14 protein-coding genes are annotated in these 17151 nt (G+C 73.5%); 9 read left to right on the forward strand and 5 right to left on the reverse strand.

From position 1 onward, the window contains the following. Positions 1 to 84: 84 nt before the first annotated feature. Positions 85 to 1062: a FecCD family ABC transporter permease gene (locus ABT232_RS22865; RefSeq protein ID WP_351842833.1), complete on the forward strand. Its 978-nt coding sequence runs from the start codon at positions 85 to 87 to the stop codon at positions 1060 to 1062. Beyond that, complete coding sequence (locus ABT232_RS22870; RefSeq protein ID WP_351842752.1) at positions 1059 to 2150, forward strand: FecCD family ABC transporter permease; 1092 nt, start codon at positions 1059 to 1061, stop codon at positions 2148 to 2150. Before ABT232_RS22865 ends, ABT232_RS22870 begins: the two co-directional genes overlap by 4 nt. A gap of 16 nt (positions 2151 to 2166) precedes the next feature. Here ABT232_RS22870 and ABT232_RS22875 read toward each other — a convergent pair whose 3' ends face one another. The 4 genes from ABT232_RS22875 to ABT232_RS22890 form a co-directional block, all read right to left on the reverse strand. Further along, positions 2167 to 6822, reverse strand: a complete 4656-nt coding sequence (locus tag ABT232_RS22875; RefSeq protein ID WP_351842754.1) for an aKG-HExxH-type peptide beta-hydroxylase — start codon at positions 6820 to 6822, stop codon at positions 2167 to 2169. A 122-nt stretch (positions 6823 to 6944) separates the two neighbouring features. Beyond that, positions 6945 to 7397, reverse strand: a complete 453-nt coding sequence (locus ABT232_RS22880) for a YbhB/YbcL family Raf kinase inhibitor-like protein (protein WP_351842756.1) — start codon at positions 7395 to 7397, stop codon at positions 6945 to 6947. A 29-nt stretch (positions 7398 to 7426) separates the two neighbouring features. Next, entirely contained in the window at positions 7427 to 8668 is a 1242-nt protein-coding gene (locus tag ABT232_RS22885; RefSeq protein ID WP_351842758.1) for a DegT/DnrJ/EryC1/StrS family aminotransferase, read from the reverse strand. A gap of 87 nt (positions 8669 to 8755) precedes the next feature. Beyond that, positions 8756 to 9886 (reverse strand): GNAT family N-acetyltransferase, encoded by a 1131-nt coding sequence (locus ABT232_RS22890; protein ID WP_351842760.1) that lies wholly within the window; start codon positions 9884 to 9886, stop codon positions 8756 to 8758. Between the two features lie 153 nt (positions 9887 to 10039). On the opposite strand from ABT232_RS22890, the gene ABT232_RS22895 reads away from it, so the two are divergent. After that, the gene (locus ABT232_RS22895) at positions 10040 to 11491 is read left to right on the forward strand and encodes a glyceraldehyde-3-phosphate dehydrogenase (RefSeq protein ID WP_351842762.1); all 1452 of its coding nucleotides are present in this window, start codon (positions 10040 to 10042) and stop codon (positions 11489 to 11491) included. A 190-nt stretch (positions 11492 to 11681) separates the two neighbouring features. Beyond that, entirely contained in the window at positions 11682 to 12260 is a 579-nt protein-coding gene (locus ABT232_RS22900) for an AMIN-like domain-containing (lipo)protein (RefSeq protein WP_450871615.1), read from the forward strand. Positions 12261 to 12340: 80 nt separating this feature from the next. On the opposite strand, the gene ABT232_RS22905 is transcribed toward ABT232_RS22900, so the two are convergent. Further along, a complete protein-coding gene (locus ABT232_RS22905; RefSeq protein ID WP_351842766.1) occupies positions 12341 to 12877 on the reverse strand; it encodes a DUF2269 domain-containing protein in 537 nt (178 codons plus the stop codon). 212 nt (positions 12878 to 13089) lie between these two features. Between ABT232_RS22905 and ABT232_RS22910 the strand changes: the two genes are divergently transcribed. The 5 genes from ABT232_RS22910 to ABT232_RS22930 are packed head-to-tail and all read left to right on the forward strand — an operon-like array spanning position 13090 to position 17125. Continuing rightward, positions 13090 to 13875, forward strand: coding sequence for a GntR family transcriptional regulator (locus ABT232_RS22910; RefSeq protein ID WP_351842768.1), 786 nt, complete (start codon positions 13090 to 13092; stop codon positions 13873 to 13875). 51 nt (positions 13876 to 13926) lie between these two features. Beyond that, the gene (locus ABT232_RS22915) at positions 13927 to 14154 is read left to right on the forward strand and encodes a 4Fe-4S dicluster domain-containing protein (protein ID WP_003992261.1); all 228 of its coding nucleotides are present in this window, start codon (positions 13927 to 13929) and stop codon (positions 14152 to 14154) included. Between the two features lie 16 nt (positions 14155 to 14170). After that, positions 14171 to 15514: an ABC transporter substrate-binding protein gene (locus tag ABT232_RS22920; protein WP_351842771.1), complete on the forward strand. Its 1344-nt coding sequence runs from the start codon at positions 14171 to 14173 to the stop codon at positions 15512 to 15514. Then, the gene (locus tag ABT232_RS22925; RefSeq protein WP_351842773.1) at positions 15511 to 16374 is read left to right on the forward strand and encodes an ABC transporter permease; all 864 of its coding nucleotides are present in this window, start codon (positions 15511 to 15513) and stop codon (positions 16372 to 16374) included. Before ABT232_RS22920 ends, ABT232_RS22925 begins: the two co-directional genes overlap by 4 nt. Then, a complete protein-coding gene (locus ABT232_RS22930; RefSeq protein WP_351842775.1) occupies positions 16358 to 17125 on the forward strand; it encodes an ABC transporter ATP-binding protein in 768 nt (255 codons plus the stop codon). The genes ABT232_RS22925 and ABT232_RS22930 overlap by 17 nt, the downstream gene beginning before the upstream one ends. Positions 17126 to 17151 lie beyond the last annotated feature (26 nt).

The following is a 17151-nucleotide window of genomic DNA, read 5'->3' on the forward strand; positions in this document are numbered from 1 at the left end:
ACGGCCGAGGACCGCCCCGACGCGGACACGCCCCGCCCCGAGCCTCCCGCCGCACCGCTCCGGCGCCGGGCCACCACCCGGTCACTGGCCCTCCTCGGGGCCGTACTGCTGCTGCTCACCGCCGCGTTGCTGAGCCTCGCCGTCGGCTCGCGCGCACTGCCCTTCTCCGTCGTCGGGAACGCGCTGCTGCACGACGACGGCTCGGTCGCGGCCTCCGTGATCTGGGACGTCCGGGTGCCGCGCACCCTGGCGGGGATCGCCGCCGGAGCCGCGCTCGGCGTCGCCGGGGCGCTCATCCAGGCGCTCACCCGCAACCCGCTGGCCGACCCCGGCCTCCTCGGTGTCAACGCCGGCGCCGCCACCGGGGCCGTCCTCGCCCTGTCGGTGTTCGGGCTGACCAGCCTGTGGGCGTCGGTGTGGTTCGCGCTGCTCGGCGCCGTGCTGGCGGGGCTGCTGGTGTACTCGCTGGCCTCCGGTGGGCGCGGCGGCGCCACTCCCGAACGGCTGGCGCTGAGCGGGGCGGTCATCGCCGCCGTCTTCACCGGTGTCGGCCAGACCCTGATGCTGCTCGACGCGCAGGCACTGGACCAGCTGCGCTTCTGGAGCGTCGGCTCGCTCGCCCGGGCCGACGACGAGGCACTCGCCGTGCTCACCCCGTTCGTCGCGGCCGGCCTGCTCGTGGCGCTCACCCTGGTACGGCCGCTGAACGCGCTGGCGCTCGGCGACGACGCCGCCCGCGCCCTCGGCGCGCGCCTGACCCGGACCCGCTTCCTCGGGCTGCTCGCGGTGACCCTGCTGTGCGGCGCGGCGACCTCCGCCGTCGGCCCGCTGGTCTTCGTCGGGCTCGCGGTGCCGCACATCGCCCGTCTGATGGTGGGCGCCGACCAGCGCTGGACCCTCCCGCTGTCCATGCTGCTCGCCCCCGCCCTGCTGCTGCTCGCCGACGTCCTCGGCCGGATCGCCGTACGCCCCGACGAACTCGACGCCGGCGTGGTCACCGCGGTGGTCGGCGCCCCGGTGTTCATCGCCCTGGTCCGGCACCGCAGGGTGGTGGGCGCGTGACCCGGACGGAGCCCCAGCCCCTCGAACGCGCCGAGCCGCCGGCCGCGCCGGCCCGGGCCCGGGTGGTCCGCAGCCGCTCCCACCGGCTGTCGCTGCGCGTGGACGTGCGCACGGTGACCGTGTGCGTCCTGGTGCTGGCCGCCACCGCCTCGGTGGGCGTGCTCGCGCTCGGCACCGGCGAGTACACCGTCTCCCCGGCGGACGTGGTGCGCACCCTGCTCGGCAACGGCAGCCGGCGCACCGACTTCATCGTGGGCCGGCTCCGGCTGCCCCGGCTGCTCACCGGCATCCTGGTCGGCGCCGCGCTCGGTCTGAGCGGCGCGCTGTTCCAGAGCCTGACCCGCAATCCGCTGGGCAGCCCCGACATCGTCGGCTTCACCTACGGCTCCGCCACCGGAGGCCTGCTGGTGGTGCTGGTCGCCGGCGGCACCGGCGGGCAGATCGCCGTCGGCGCGGTCGGCGGCGGGCTGCTCACCGCGGTGCTGGTCTACCTGCTGGCGTGGCGGCACGGCGTCCACGGCTACCGGCTGGTGCTGGTCGGCATCGGTGTCAGCGCCCTCCTCCAGGGCGTCAACGCCTACCTGCTGGCCAAGGCCCGGTTCGCGCACGCCGCCCAGGCGATGGTGTGGCTCAACGGCAGCCTGAACGGCCGCGGCTGGCAGGACGTACGGCCCGCCGCGGTGGGCCTCGCGCTGGTGCTGCCGCTGGTCGCCCTCGCCGCGAGCCGGCTGCGGATCCTGGAGATGGGCGACGACGTGGCGGGCGGGCTCGGCGTGCCCGTGCAACGGACCCGGCTGCTGGTGCTGGTCCTCGCCACCGCGGCGTGCGCGGTCGCCACCGCCGCCGCCGGCCCCATCCCCTTCGTCGCCCTCATCGCCCCCCAGCTGGCCCGCCGCCTCACCGCCGCCTCCGGCCCCAACCTCGCCGCCGCCACCTGCACCGGAGCCCTCCTCGTCGTCGCCGCGGACTTCGCCTCCCAACGCCTGCACGAGTCGGCCCAGTTGCCGGTGGGCGTGGTCACGGCGGTGATCGGCGGGCTGTACCTGGCGCTGCTGCTGCGCAGGCAGCGGAGGGCCGGGCGGATCTAGGACCGACGGGCCGCGGTCACCAGGGGTGCGCCACGGGTGGCAGTTCACGGTCACCAGGACCGTCGATCCAGGCCGCGAGGCGGATCGGCTCCGGGGCGGCGTTCGTGGACCGTCTCACCCGGTCATAAACCGCGCGCACCAGCTCCGGCCGCTGGACCAGCGCCCTGCGCGCCGCCTCCGGCACCTCGGCGTCACGACGGACGGCGAGCGCGAGACGCACCCAGGACTCGGCCGGAGCGGGGTCGCCGGCGATCCGCTCCACCGCCAGGCGCGTGGCCCGGGGAAGGTCGCCGAGGAGGCGGGCGATGTCGGACGCGCGCGGGTCCCCGTCGGCGACAGTGTGCCGGGCACGCCGGAACTCCTCGAAGTCCACCGCCGCCTCACGCGGCAGCGGCAGCCCCGCGTCCAGCAGCCGGGCCCCCGGGTCGGGCCGCAGCGCGGCGAACCCACCGGAGACATGTGGGCGTTCCGCGCCGACGGTGAAGGCGTGGGTGAGGCGGGCGCAGTCCTGCGGGTCGACGGCGAGGTGGTGCAGGCGCCAGCGGACGCGCTGCCCGGCGGCGGCCTCGGTGGCGAGCGCGACCACGTCCTCGGGGAGGCCGGCCTCCTCCCGCCAGGGACGGGCGGCCTTCTCCAGCTCGTCCATGAACGCCCGTCCCGCTCGCGTGAGATGGCGGGAGGACCGGAGCGCGGTGAACACGTCCCAGGTCTCCCGGCCCCAGTAGGCCGCCTCGAACTGGGCGCGCCGCCGGGCGGTGCCGGTGCTGCTCGCGGCGCTGAGGCGCCACCAGAACTCGGTCACGCCGAGGTAGGCGAACACACCGTGGAAACGGCCGGCGAAGGGACGCGGGTCGTCCCGCCAGGGCGCGTAGCCGAGGTCGGCCGTCCCGTCGGCGGTGTGCAGGGTGACGCCGTGCTGGACGGCGGCGAGCTGCATGTGCCGGAACTCGTGCACCAGCGTCGCGGCGAGCTCCTCCGCGTCCCTCGGGTCGTCGAGGACGACGCCGCCGAACGCGTCGGTCGACGTCAGCGACATGCCTGTACGGCCGTCCTGCGCGGGGCGCAGCGGGGTCAGGGCGGTGACGGCCCGCCCGATCGCCTCCGCCCGCGCGGCGTCGGCGCGGATCAGCGAACGCCAGGCCTGCTGGACCACCCTCTGCCAGCGGGCGGCCCGCTCGGGGGCGAGCCGGTCCGGGGCCGCCGGTCCGTCGGGGCGCCGGAACGGATCGAGATCGTCGAGCACCGGCGCCCAGGACGCCGCCGCCGTACGGGCGCTCAGCCGGTGCGGCTCGTGCCAGCGGGAGGGCCCCCGGCCCACCGGATCCGGCACGGGGACGGTGCCGTGCCCCACCTCTACGACGACCTCCCCCGCCTCCGCCCGCACCACGGCGGTCTCCGGCCTGCTGAAACCCGCCTCCGCGTACCCGAGGGTGGGCAGCTGGACGACACCGTCGCGGACCGGGACGCGGCAGGTGAAGGAGATCCCGGCCCGGATGCCGGCCGCGGCGGCGAGAGCGTGCAGATGCCCCAGGTCGACCCAGAGCGGCACGGCCACCGCATCGTCCTCACCGTCGTCCAGCCTGCGCAGGACGTGCGCCATCCAGCGGCCGGTGGCCGGGTGCAGCAGGAGGTCGTCCATGATGTCGGGGGCCTCCTCGTCCACCGCGGCAAGGAGGTTCACGGCTGTCACGTGCGGCAGGCTGGGATGGAGGTGGGGGCCGGCCTCCTCGGCGGCGATGCGGATCTTGCACAGCGCGGCCACCCGCAGGCCGCGCTCCTGCCGGATCAGTACGTCGACGAGCGCCCGCGCCTCCCGCCCGTCGGCGGCGCGCCGAGCGGCTGGTGTCAGCCGGCGGGACTGGGCTTCGGGCTCGCGCGGCGGCTCGGGTTCGGGTTCCGCCCTGCGCGGCGCGGGCGGACGGTAGGTGCGCTCGTACGACCCGCCCGTCGACGAGGCGGAGACGTACTCGGACAACCCTCCGTATCCCCCTGCCTCGCCGCCTCCCCTGCTCACTCGCGGGGAGGTGAATCGTCGCAGGCCCCGCTGGACGGCGGGGAGGTCCAGCACCGCCGCCGGCAACGCGAAGGCCTCGCGCAGCCGAAGATTCGCGAAGTCCGGTACGGCGTCGCCGTCCTGTGGGTCGTCGATCATCAAAGCCACCCCCTGTGCCGGGCCGTGCCGTTCGTCGTGTGCCGTCTCCTCCAGGACACGCGCGAGATTGCCCCGGCAGACGACGGCGTCCGGGTGATCGGTCCCGAGTCTCTGCTCGAGGCCGTCGCAGACCGCGCGGTAGTGACCGGCCGCCTCGTCCAGGCAGCCGGACAGATGCAGGACCGTGGCCAGTTCGTGCCGGCTGGCCAGCGTGTCCGGATGGCCGGCGCCGAACCGGCGTGCCAGGAGCGGCCAGGTGCCCGCGAACTCCTTCTCGGCCTCCGCGTACCACCCGAGGTCCCGCCGGATGCGAGCGCGTTCGTGCCGGGCGACCAGCGCGTTCGGATGATCGTCCGCCAGCACCTCGCCGCAGCCCTCGAGAACCTGCTCGATGACCTCCTCGGCCTCATCGGTCCACCCGGCGTCCCGGAGCACCCGGGCGAGGCTGGTGCCGATGCTGAGGGTGTCGATATGCCACTCGCCGAGCGCGTCGCGGCTCTCCTTGTAGACGGCCCGCAGTTCCTCGACTGCTTCCTGGAGCAGCCCCCGCTTGTGCAGGACGGTGGCGATGTCGCGCCGGGTGCGCAGGATGGCCCAGGCGTTGCGCACCGGGTCACGGCGGCGGATATCCAGCACTGTGCGCAGCTCCCGCTCCGCCGTGGCGTAGCGGGCGGACCCTCCGAGCCCGCGCAGGACGCGGGCCCAGCCGGCGCGGGCCGACTGGGCCAGCGGGTCGTCGTCGGGCACGGCGGTGCTTCCCAGCAGCTCGATCGACTTGCCGTACTCCTCGGCGGACGCCTGAAGTTCGCCGTTGTCCCGGAGCGCCCAGGCCAGGCTGACCCGTGAGGCGAGGGTGGCGCGGTGGTCCTCGCCGAGACGGCGGGCCCGCAGGTCCGTGATGAACCGCAGTTCGGCGAGGGCCTCGTCGTAGATGCCCATGTGGGTGCGGTACTCAGCGGCGCCGAGTGCGAGGCCGGTGGCCCGGATCAGCAGCTCCGGATCACTGTCCGGGAGGCCCGGCAGCCGCAGTGGCGCGGAGCAGTGCGGCGCCCAGTGCCGCCACAGCGGCCAGTCCCCCGGGTGGCCGGGATCGAGCCGGTCCGTCGCCCGGGCCAGCAGCTCGACCACGAGGACCAGGTACCGGGAGGCCTGGTTCTCCGGATCGTCATGGAGCCGGTTGATCTCCCGGACCAGGGGATGCAGCGTGAGCACCCAGCGGACACCGGCGTCGGTCGCACCGTGGTCGGCGGCCTGTTCCACCCGGACCAGGCCCAGGCTTTCGAGCCCGGCGATCGCCGTGTCGAGCTCGTCCCGCGTGATGTCCCGGAACATGGGGCTGCCCGCCAGGACGTCGGAGGCGACGAGCTGCTGGTGCGGGATCGGCGCGAGGGCGAAGCAGGACAGCAGGCGCAGCAGAGGCCGGGCGAAGCGGTATCCGCCGCTGTCCCGGTCACGTTCCGCCACGCTTTCCAGAAGCCTCAGCGAGAGTTCCCAGGTGGTGCGGATCGTCCGCCGGCCCGGGTCCCGGTCCAGCGCCGCACCGGGAGAGCGCGTCACGTCCTCCTCCCGCAGTCGCCGGTTCACGGTGAGCCGGTACGTGTCGAAGGTGTCCGCGGCGTCCGACGCCTGCCTGACACGCCTCGTCCCGAGGTACGCCCCCGCCAGGTACAGGGCGAGAGGCAGGCCTCCCAGCCGCTCGGCCAGCCGGCGGGCCGCCGGTTCGTCCCCCGCGTGGGGTGCCAGGTCCATCAGCACCCGGGCGCCGGTCTCCGGGTCCAGGGTGTCGACGGGCAGGACGGTCGCGTCCGGCCAGGCCGGCGAGTTGCGGCTGGTCACCAGGACGGTGCCCGGCGCACGCACCGGGCGCAGCCGGCGGAAGTGCTGAAGCAACGAGTCGGGGTCGTCCATGTTGTCCAGGACGAGCAGCCAGGGCCTGGTCAGCGAGTCGAGCCGCTGCCACAGCACGTCGGCGGTGTTCACGGGAGTCAGCTCCTGCGGAGCGGCTCCGGCGGCCAGGGCGAGAGCCTTCATCGAACCGCGGAGGTCACCGTCCGCATCGGACACCCACCAGGTGTGCGCCATGGCGGGGGCGAGCCGGTGCGCGATCTCCAGGGCCGCGGTCGTCTTCCCGCAGCCGCCCAACCCGGACAGGACATATGCGGTGCCCTCGCCGACGCCGTCGGCAAGGCGGTTGCGGACCTCCTGGTCCACCTGGGAGATGAGGCGGTCGCGCCCTCGGATGCGTTCCCTGGCCACCCGGCGCGGCGGCAGGGTCACGGAGGGCAGCGCGACATCGCCCCCGGCCAGGCCGGGACCCGGGACGGCCCTCTCGTGAGGCAACGGCTGGACGTTGACGACGTTCCCGTCGCCGGTGATCACCACGTGGGCGTTCTGCCCGACCGCGACCGCGCGTCGGCCGGAGGAGGTCACCGACGGCTGCGGGCCGGCTGCCCGCGCGGCCGGGTCGGAGCGGGGCGTCGGGTCGGCGGGCTCGCCGGCGCCCTTGCGTGGCCGGCTCACCGCGGGCCGCCTCGCGCCGCCACGGCGTCCCGCGTGCCCGTGTCACCGCACCGGCGGCGCCCCCCGTCCCCGTTCATGCCCTTCCGTTCCCCACCCCCCGGCCCCTCCAACCCTGCCCCGCGTCAGCGCTGGTACAGCCCCACCAGTGTGCCGCTGGCCAGTTGCCGGTGGTCCAGGGCGCGGTGGACGTCGTCGGCGGTGGCGTCGTCCGGGAGGGAGACCGGGGCGGGCAGGGCGTAGAGGCGGAAGAAGTAGCGGTGGGCGTCGTCGCCGACGGGGGGCTGGGGGCCGCCCCAGCCCCGTTCGCCGTAGCCGTTGCGGTGCGGGTGGCCGCCGGGGCCGGTGCCGCCCGCGGGCAGTCCGTCGGTGTCGGGGTCGATGCCGGTCACCAGCCAGTGCATGAAGGTCCCCGACGGGGCGTCCGGGTCCTCGCACACCAGGGCCAGTTCCACCGCTTCCTGCGGCACTCCGGACCAGGTCAGCGGCGGGGAGACGTTCTCCCCCTCCTTGGCGTACCGGCGCGGGATCACAGCGTGATCGTCGAATGCGGAGCTCTTGAGTTCGATTCCGGCCATGCGCGCCGCAGTACCCCTCGTGAGGGCTGTCAATCGGTGCCCGTGCGTCCCAGTGAGGCGGGCGGAGCGGCGTCCTCGACCGGGTCGGGAAGGCCCGGCCGGGCGGACGCCGCGCGTTCCTTCCTCAGGGCGCCGCTGATGGTGCGGGCCAGCAGCGGATCGGCCGGCAGGACGTGGGAGGCGAACCAGCGGGCGGCGGAGGGATCGGGTGACGGGTCGACGAACTCGGCGCCCGCGTAGTCGTCGAGCGGCGGATCGTAGATGTACCCGGCGACGACGCCGTGGTCGACCAGCCGCTCCACGAGCCTGTCCCGGTCGCGGACCAGCAGCGGTACCCGGAACAGCGGCTGGACACCGTCGTGGGCGGTGAGCCCGCGCAGCGCCGGTGAGGACCAGGCGCTGTCGGACAGCAGCGAGACACCGGCCCTGCGGCGGTCGAAGTCGCCGTCGAGCCGGGCCATGCGCAGCTGGAGCTGGCCGCGCAGCAGGGCGCCGTGGCGGGCCCGGTAGTCGTGCAGGTCGACGCGTACCCAGGGGTCGTAGGCGGTGAGGCTGGGTGCCTCGCGGGCGGAGCCGGTGAGCCGGGGCGCGTGCAGGGCCATCCGGAAGTCGTCGCGTTCGAGCAGGCCGAGGCGCCGCATGGAGCGCCAGACGGGGCGTACGAGGTGCAGGGTGCGGACGGTGGAGCGGGCCAGCGGCCGCAGGGTGGTGGCGAGGTCGGCGCGCAGCCGGCGCGGCACCAGCAGGTCGTCGCGCAGCAGCTCCAGCTCGCGCCGGGTGCGCGCGTCGTCGACGGCGAGGAAGCCGCCGGCCATCGCCGCGACATGCTTGGACAGGCTGAAGGCGGCCGCGGTGCCGAAGCTGCCGACGGGCTGCCCGCCCACGTGGGTGCCGATCGCGTGCGCCGCGTCCTCGATCAGCGGGATGCCCAGCGCGTCGCAGCGGCGGCGCAGCTCCGCGACGCGGTCCGGTATGCCGTACAGGTTGGTGGTCAGGACGGCGTCGACGGTGTGCCAGGTGGACTCGGGTACGGCGTCCGGATCGATGTTGCCGTCCCACACGTTCACCGGCGCGTGCACGGGCCGCAGGCCCGCCGCCAGCACCACGAAGAGGATCACGTCGTCGTTGACCGGGGACATCAGCACCCGGCCGCCGGGCCGGCACCAGCGTCGCAGGGCCAGGTAGAGGGCCAGTCGGGCCGAGGGGGTGTAGACGCATGCGCGTCCCAGCCGCCGTGTCATCTCCGCGGCGAGCCGCGAGCCGTACGGCATCGTCACCTCTTCCGTAGAAGCCGTTTCAGGGTGGGAAGCAGGAAGGCGCGACAGGAAGGAGCAGTGGGGAGGTGACGGGCGGGACCGCTAGTGCGCGCGGGTCGCCGTCGCGTCGGACGGCGTGCGGCCGGTGCGCAGGGTGCCGACCGTCTTCAGCAGCCGGTCGGCCGGCCGGCGCAGGCCGGGGTGGGCGAGCACCGTGTTGCGCAGGCCGCGCACCGGCCGGCGCCAGAGCCGGTGGGCCGCGGCGACCGGGTGCGGACGGGTCACGAAGCCTTCGCCGACCCGCAGCTCGCGGGTCTTGAGCCAGTCCTTGTACTCCTTGTCGCCGCGCCCGAAGTCCATCACCCGCACGCCGTCGCGGCGGGCCGCCTCGGCCATCCGCAGGTGCATCATCAGGCCGGGCGAGTAGTAGCGCAGCTCGGGGTCGTAGGCGGTGAACCAGGCGGCGGACACGGTCCGTGACCGGGGTCCGAAGTGGGCTGCGACCGGGCGGTCACCGGCGTAGAGCACGGAGAGGACGCCGGTGAAGTACTCCTCGCGCAGCTGGAACAGGTGCTCGGTGAGGCCGACGATCCAGGGGCGGGAGAACCGGTCCATCCGACCGGTCCTGCGGTACTGCGCGGATTTCCAGGCCATCAGCCGGCGCAGCATCCGCGGGTCGCGCTCGTCGTGGACGAACCGCACCTCGCCGAGGTCGCGCCCGAGGCGGCGCTCCTTCTTCAGCATCGTCTTGGCCAGGCCCGGGTAGGCGGCGCGCAGCCACCTCGGGTAGTCGGGGTCCCCGTCGCCGGGTTCCAGGTCGACGACCGGGGACGCGAACGTGCCGGTGACGTGCGCGGCGAACGGCTTCTGCTCCTCGACGAGATGATCGAACTCGAGGATGGACAGTCCGCAGGCGCGCAGCAGGTCGTGGGCGTCCCAGGTGACACCGGGGAAATGGACGAGGGCCTGGCAGTCGGAGAGGCCGAGGCCGATGGCCCGGCCGACGCCGTACGGCGTGCGCTCGTACGGCAGGAAGCCGACGGGTTCCGTGCCCTCGCGCAGCACCGCGACCCGCGCTCCGCTCCGGTACCGGCCGACGCCGGCCGCGAACTCCGGGGCGAGGAAGGGGTTGGCGTACTCCGGTGACTCGTCCATCGCGCGGTGCCAGGCACGGATGAGCGTGGCGTCCAGCTCGTCCGGTCTGTGGATCGTGATGCTGCTCATGTCAGGCATGGTCGACCGCTCCCCCCAGAACTGCGCCGTAAGGCTCAAACGTGGCGAAACAGTACGCACACTGTCAAGAGTGCCTACGGAAAGGACCCCCTACGAGGACCACGAAGAAGTCTGGTTATCATCTGAGCGCTGCCTAGCTCGAAAGATGGACCTGTGACTGTCAACGAGGACTCGTTCACCAACTGGAAGAACCGCGAAGAGACCGCGGAGTCGATGATCCCGATCATCGGGAAGCTGCACCGGGAGCGGGACGTCACCGTCCTCCTCCACAGCCGCTCCCTGGTGAACAAGTCGGTGGTCAGCATCCTCAAGACCCACCGCTTCGCCCGGCAGATCGCCGGCGAGGAGCTGTCGGTCACCGAGACGATGCCGTTCCTGGAGGCGCTCACCACGCTCGATCTCGGCCCGTCGCAGATCGACATCGGCATGCTGGCCGCCACCTACCGCACCGACGACCGCGGCCTGTCCGTGGCGGAGTTCACCGCGGAGGCGGTCGCCGGGGCCACCGGCGCCAACAAGATCGAGCGCCGCGAGGGCCGGGACGTCGTCCTCTACGGCTTCGGCCGCATCGGCCGCCTCGTGGCCCGCCTGCTGATCGAGAAGGCCGGCTCCGGCAACGGACTGCGGCTGCGCGCCATCGTCGTCCGCGGCGGTGGCCGGGGCGGCGAGGACCTCGTCAAGCGCGCCTCGCTGCTGCGCCGTGACTCCATCCACGGCCAGTTCCAGGGCACGATCACCGTCGACGAGGCGACCAGCACGATCGTCGCCAACGGCAACGCCATCAAGGTGATCTACGCCAACGACCCGTCCGAGGTCGACTACACGGCGTACGGCATCAAGGACGCCATCCTCATCGACAACACCGGCAAGTGGCGTGACCGCGCGGGTCTGTCGCAGCACCTGCGCCCCGGTATCGACAAGGTCGTCCTGACCGCGCCGGGCAAGGGCGACGTCCCGAACATCGTGCACGGCGTCAACCACGACACGATCAAGCCGGACGAGCGGCTGCTGTCCTGCGCCTCCTGCACCACCAACGCGATCGTGCCGCCGCTGAAGGCGATGGACGACGAGTTCGGCGTGCTGCGCGGGCACGTGGAGACCGTCCACTCGTTCACCAACGACCAGAACCTGCTGGACAACTACCACAAGGCCGACCGCCGCGGCCGCTCCGCGCCGCTCAACATGGTGATCACCGAGACCGGTGCGGCCTCCGCGGTCGCCAAGGCGCTCCCGGACCTCAAGGCGCCGATCACCGGCAGCTCCATCCGCGTGCCGGTGCCGGACGTGTCGATCGCGATCCTCAGCCTGCGGCTGGGCCGTGAGACGAGCCGCGAGGAAGTCCTCGACTACCTGCGCAACGTCTCGCTGACCTCCCCGCTGAAGCGGCAGATCGACTTCACCACGGCGCCCGACGCGGTCTCCAGCGACTTCATCGGCTCGCGCCACGCCTCGATCGTCGACGCCGGCGCCACCAAGGTCGACGGCGACAACGCGATCCTCTACCTCTGGTACGACAACGAGTTCGGCTACTCCTGCCAGGTCATCCGTGTCGTCCAGCACGTCTCCGGCGTCGAGTACCCGACGTACCCGGCCCCGACCGCCTGACCGGATCACGACGCTCACGCGCCCACCTCGCACTCCGCGAGGTGGGCGCGGTTCGTTTCCCGACCGACCGCAACCATTCCCGCATCCCGGCAGTCTCACCAGATAGCGGACACCAGCGACTTCAGCGAGCACAAGCGACTTCGAGAAACACAAGCGACTCCGGGATACACAAGCGACTTCGGGAAACACAATGGGACGAACTCGAACAGCATGGGCGACACTCGCGCTCATGGGTGCCACGTTTGCGGTGGCGGCGGGGCCAGCTGAGGCCGTCGCGCCCACCGGCACGCAGAAGACGGCCTGCCCCACCGGCTGGGGCAGCCGTGACAAGACCGACGCGGACGCGACCTCGGCGTCGGTGACGAACACCAGGGCGGGCCGCCACGCCTGCTTCGACCGGCTGGTCATCAGCGTTCCCGGGGCCGGTGAGAACGTCGGCTACCGGGTCGGTTACGTCGACCGCCTCCATCAGGACGGATCGGGCCGTCCCATCCCCGTGGGCGGCGGCGCCGTCCTGGAGATACGGGTCGCGGCGCCCGCCTACGCCCCCGAGACCGGCGCCCCCACCTACCCCGGCCGGGTGGGCCGCCCGCTGCCGGGCGTGGACGTCACCGGATACCGCACCTTCCGCGACACCCGTTTCGCCGGCAGCTTCGAGGGCGACACGCAGTTCGGGCTGGGTGTGCGGGCCCGGCTGCCGTTCAAGGTGACACAGCTGACCGACCGCGTCGTCGTGGACGTCGCCCACAACTGGACGGGCGCCCGCTGACACCTCGCCCACGAGCACGGCCGAATCGACCACGGCCGGACCGGGCACGGTCAGATCGAGCACGGCCGAGTCGAGCACGGTCAGGCCGGCTGCCGGACGTCTTCGGCAGCCGGCCCGCCGCGGCCGGCCGCCCGTGCCGCCCGCCCGCGCCGGGTGGGCCCCCAGGGCTTCAGGACCGAGATCGCGGTCATGAAGACGTAGGCGGTGAGGGAGACGACCGGCCCGAACAGCACATCACCGGCGTCCGGCAGCGGCTGCCCGGCGCCGACGGCGGCGACCGCCGCGTCCACGCCCGGACGGAGCGCGAAGACCGTGGCGGTGGTCGTGGCGAGGGTCAGCCAGAACTTGGTGACGACCCACCGGTGGCGCGCCAGCCCCCACACCGTGCCCAGCGACAGCACCAGCCCGCTCAGCAGGGTGAGGAACGCGACGGGCAGCAGCAGCCAGTCGGCGAACAGTTTCATGGCCCGCACGGAGGCCTCCACGGCCACCGCGGACCCGGTGGTGGCCGCGGTGGTCCCGAGGGCCAGCAGCCCGAGCGTGAGCCCGAGCCAGCTCGCGGAGGCGGCCACATGGACGACGAGGAAGGCCCGGCGTGCGGGTCGGCTGAGTTTCACCCTCCTCACGGTGCCGGGAACAGGCGGCGGGGACGTCCGACGGCGGGAGTGACCACCGGTACTCGGCTCGGCGTACGCGGCCCGGCGACAGGCTGGCAGATCTTCCGCCCCGCTTGAAGAAACCGCAGGTCAGCGCCGCGCCTGGGGGTACGTCAGGTGGCGCAACACTTCGGCAACACCACTGCGTCCGGCCCGCCGCTAGGGTCCAGCCCATGCCCACCGACCGCATCCGAGACCACGTCGGCCAGGGCGCGCCCACCGTTGCCGCTCATCGCACGCGGCGCCGGCTGCGCGCGGACCAGGCACGCCAGCTCGCCGACCTCCTCCGCCACCAGCTCCTCGGCGGCGGCTTCCCGGCCGGCACCCTGCCCCACGAGTCGACCCTCGCCGCCGACTACCGGGCCTCCCGCAACACCGTCCGCCAGGCCCTCGATCTGCTGCGCGCGGAAGGCCTGGTGGAACGGCTGCCCGGCGTCGGCACGGTGGTCGTCGCACAGAAGTACCCGCACGGCCTCGACCGCCTGATGGGCCTCGCGGAGACGCTGCACGAACACGGCCGCGTCACCAACGAGGTCCGCACGGTGGGCCCCGTCGCCGCTCCCGCGCCGGTCGCCGAGCGGCTGCGGGTCCGCTCCGGCACCGACGTCCTGTACATCGAGCGGCTGCGTCGCCTCAACGGCCTGCCGCTGTCGCTGGACCTCACCTACATCCCCTTGGACATCGGTGCCGCCCTGCTGGGCGAGGACCTGGAGAACACCGACATCTTCCGGCTCCTGGAGGCCCACACCGGCAGCCGGCTCGGCCACGCCGAGATCAGCCTGGAGGCGGTGAACGCGGACGCGCACTCCGCCACCGTTCTGGAGGCCCCGCGCGGTGCGGCCGTCCTGATGCTGGAACGCCTCACCCACCTCGCCGACGGCCGCCCCGTGGACCTGGAGTTCATCCGCTTCCGCGGCGACCGCATCACGATGAGCGGCCTGCTGCACCGCACCCTCTGACCCCGCCCCGCTCCCACCGCACCCCACCGCACCCCTTTCCTGGAGACAGCCATGCCCTTGGCGCCCCAGCGGGCCGACGTGCCCGTGACCATCGACGAGTCGAAGTGCATCGACGGCTGCACGCTCTGTGTGGACATGTGCCCGCTGGACTCCCTCGCCATCGACGAGCGCAACGGCAAGGCGTACATGCACGTCGACGAGTGCTGGTACTGCGGCCCGTGCGCGGCCCGCTGTCCCACCGGAGCCGTCACGGTCAACATGCCCTACCTGCTCCGGTGAAAGGCCCCGAACTCCCATGAAGAAGCACACAGCGGCAGCCGCCGCGGCCGCCCTGCTCCTCCCGCTGACGGCCTGCGGCGGCAGCGCCGAGGCCGGAGACGGCTCCACGGTCACCGTCACCGTCGGCTACCAGTCCAAGACCATCAACACCGTCACCGCGGGCACCCTGCTGCGCTCCCTCGGCTACTTCGAGCAGCAGCTGAACTCCCTCGGCGACGGCCGGACATACAAGGTCGTCTGGCAGGACTACGCCACCGGTGCCCCCATCACCGCCCAGATGACGGCCGGGAAGATCGACATCGGCTCGATGGGCGACTTCCCGCTGCTGCTCAACGCGGCCCGCGGCAAGCAACTCGGCCGGCCCACCCATCTGGTGTCGGTCACCGGCTACAACCTGCGCGGCGGCCTCAACACCGTCGTCACCGCGCCGGACTCGGACCTCTCCTCGCTGAAGGACCTGAAGGGCAGGAAGGTCTCGACGAGCGTCGGCTCCGCCGCCGACGGCACCCTGGTCCGTGCCCTCCAGCGCGCCGGACTCGATCCGAACGAGGACATCGAGAAGCTCAACCAGCAGCCCGCCGTGGGCGCTTCGGCCCTGGCGTCGGGCAGTGCCGACGCGCTGTCGCAGTTCGTCGCCTGGCCGGGCCTGCTGGTCCACCAGGGCAAGGCGAAGGCGCTGTACGACGGGGCGCGGCTGAATCTGGCCACCTTCCACGGCGTCACCGCCCGCGAGGACTTCACCGAGCGGCGCCCGGCCGTGCTGGAGGCGTTCCTGAAGGCCCAGGCGCGGGCCACCGACTATCTCGACGACCATCCGGTGGCCGCCGCCGAGAAGGTCGCCGAGGCCACCGGACTGCCCGCGGAGGTGGTGTACCTCTACAACGGCGCCCACGGCATCGCCACCTTCGACCCGGCCGTCAAACCGCAGCTGGTCGCCGCGCTGAAGGAGGACGTGGCGGTCCTGAAGTCCGCGAAGCTGACCGGCGACGTGGACGTGGACGCGTTCGTCGACGACAGCCACGTCCGCAAGGCGCTCGGCGCGGACTACGCCCGGCGGCTCGCCGCCACTCCCCCGCCCGCCCGGAGCGAGGTGTGGACCGAGGGCGCGAGCGAGACCCGCTCCTTCGGACGGCCCGCCGAGCTGCTGGCCCATGTCGCGCGGCACGAGGACGGTGTCCGCGCCGCGTACGTCCCCGACGCCACCACGGGCACCCTGTGGTTCGCCGACAAGGCGGTGTGGGTGGCCGACGGGACGAAGCTGCTGCCGTTCGTCGCCCCGCAGACCGCGCGGGAGTACGTCGACGGCCACGACGGCGCCCGGGTGATCACGTACGCCGACGCCCTGGAGCGCGCCTCGTGACCCGGTACGCGCTGCGGGCCCTGTCGCTGGTGGCGGCGCTCGGCCTGTGGCAGCTGCTGACCGCCCGGGACATCGATCTGTGGCTGCGGTTCTCGCAGTTCCCCACGGTCACCGATGTGGCCCGCACCTTCGCCGACCGGCTGGCCGGGCCGGACTACTGGACGGACCTCACCGACAGCCTGACCCGGATCCTCAGCGGCTTCCTGCTGGCCGCCCTGCTCGGTGTCGCCGGGGGCGTGCTCGTGGCCCGCTCCCGGCTCGCCGAGGACCTGCTCGGCCCGCTGCTGGAAGTGGTCCGCCCCATCCCGGCGATCGCCCTGGTGCCGGTCGCGATCCTGCTCTTCCCCTCCAACGAGCAGGGCATCGTCTTCATCACCTTCACCGCCGCGTTCTTCCCGGTGCTGGTCTCCACCCGGCACGCGGTGCGCGCGCTGACGCCGGTGTGGGAGGAGGCGGTGCGCACGATGGGCGGAGGCCGGTGGCGGATCCTCGGCTCGGTCGTGCTGCCGGGCGCCCTGCCCGGTGTGTTCGGCGGTCTCTCGGTCGGGATCGGCGTGTCGTGGATCTGCGTGATCTCCGCCGAGATGATCTCCGGCCAGTACGGCGTCGGCTACCGCACCTGGCAGGACTACACGGTCGTCGACTACCCCGGTGTGTTCGTCGGCATGGTCACGATCGGTGTGCTCGGCTGGCTCACCTCGACGGCGGTGGAACTGCTGGGCCGCCGGCTGACGCGCTGGCTGCCGCGCACCTCGTACGTCCCGGCCGCGCGCTCCCGGCGGCGCCCGCGCGGCGCCGCCACGCCCGCCCCTACCGGCCTCGCGGCCAAGGAGGACGTGCCCCATGACCAGCTCGTCTGACGTCCGTTCCGTCTCCCGCACCGGTGCCGCGCTCACCCTGCGCGGCGCCGTCCTGGGCCGGCCGGGGGCGCCGGTGCTGGACGCCGTGGACCTTCGCGTGGCCCCCGGCGAGATCCTCACCGTCGTCGGCGCCTCGGGCTGCGGCAAGTCGACACTGCTGCGCACGCTGGCCGGGCTGCTGGCCCCGCTCGCCGGCGAGGTCACCCAGGACGCGCGGCCCCTCACCGGGCCGGCCGCCGACCGCGCCCTGGTCTTCCAGGAGGACGCCCTGCTGCCGTGGCGCACCCTGCGCGGCAACGTCGAACTGCCGCTCGCCGTCCAGCGGCTGCCGCGCGCCGAGCGCCGTGCCCAGGCGGCGGCGTGGCTGGCCCGTGTCGGACTCGCCGAGCAGGCCGGGCAGTTGCCGCACCGGGTCTCCGGCGGCCAGCGCCAGCGTGCGCAGCTGGCCCGCGCCCTGGCGGGTGCGCCGCGTGCCGTGCTGATGGACGAACCGTTCGGCGCGCTGGACGCCCAGACCCGCGCCGGTATGCAGGACCTGCTGGTGGAGGTGTTGCGCGGCACCGGCGCGACCGTCGTCTTCGTCACCCACGACGTGGACGAGGCGCTGTTCCTCGGCGACCGGGTGGCGCTGCTCGGCTCCGGCTCCCTGAGCGCCGTACGCGAGGTGCCGCGCCCCCGCGACCGCGCGGCGCACGACGACCTGGCGCGCGTCGCGCTGCGACGCGACATCCTCACCTCCCTCGCCTCCTGACCGCCCGGCCTCCTGTCCGCCCGGCT

It is taken from the genome of Streptomyces sp. NPDC001532, assembly GCF_040298625.1.
Taxonomy (GTDB): Bacteria; Actinomycetota; Actinomycetes; order Streptomycetales; family Streptomycetaceae; genus Streptomyces.

Bases quoted from the DNA above. Each gene is read 5' to 3' on its own strand.
- ABT232_RS22880 (WP_351842756.1), bottom strand. From the start codon at position 7,397: ATGGCCGGAATCGAACTCAAGAGCTCCGCATTCGACGATCACGCTGTG.
- ABT232_RS22885 (WP_351842758.1), bottom strand. From the start codon at position 8,668: ATGCCGTACGGCTCGCGGCTCGCCGCGGAGATGACACGGCGGCTGGGA.
- ABT232_RS22890 (WP_351842760.1), bottom strand. From the start codon at position 9,886: ATGCCTGACATGAGCAGCATCACGATCCACAGACCGGACGAGCTGGAC.
- ABT232_RS22900 (WP_450871615.1), top strand. From the start codon at position 11,682: ATGGGACGAACTCGAACAGCATGGGCGACACTCGCGCTCATGGGTGCC.
- ABT232_RS22910 (WP_351842768.1), top strand. From the start codon at position 13,090: ATGCCCACCGACCGCATCCGAGACCACGTCGGCCAGGGCGCGCCCACC.
- ABT232_RS22915 (WP_003992261.1), top strand. From the start codon at position 13,927: ATGCCCTTGGCGCCCCAGCGGGCCGACGTGCCCGTGACCATCGACGAG.
- ABT232_RS22920 (WP_351842771.1), top strand. From the start codon at position 14,171: ATGAAGAAGCACACAGCGGCAGCCGCCGCGGCCGCCCTGCTCCTCCCG.
- ABT232_RS22930 (WP_351842775.1), top strand. From the start codon at position 16,358: ATGACCAGCTCGTCTGACGTCCGTTCCGTCTCCCGCACCGGTGCCGCG.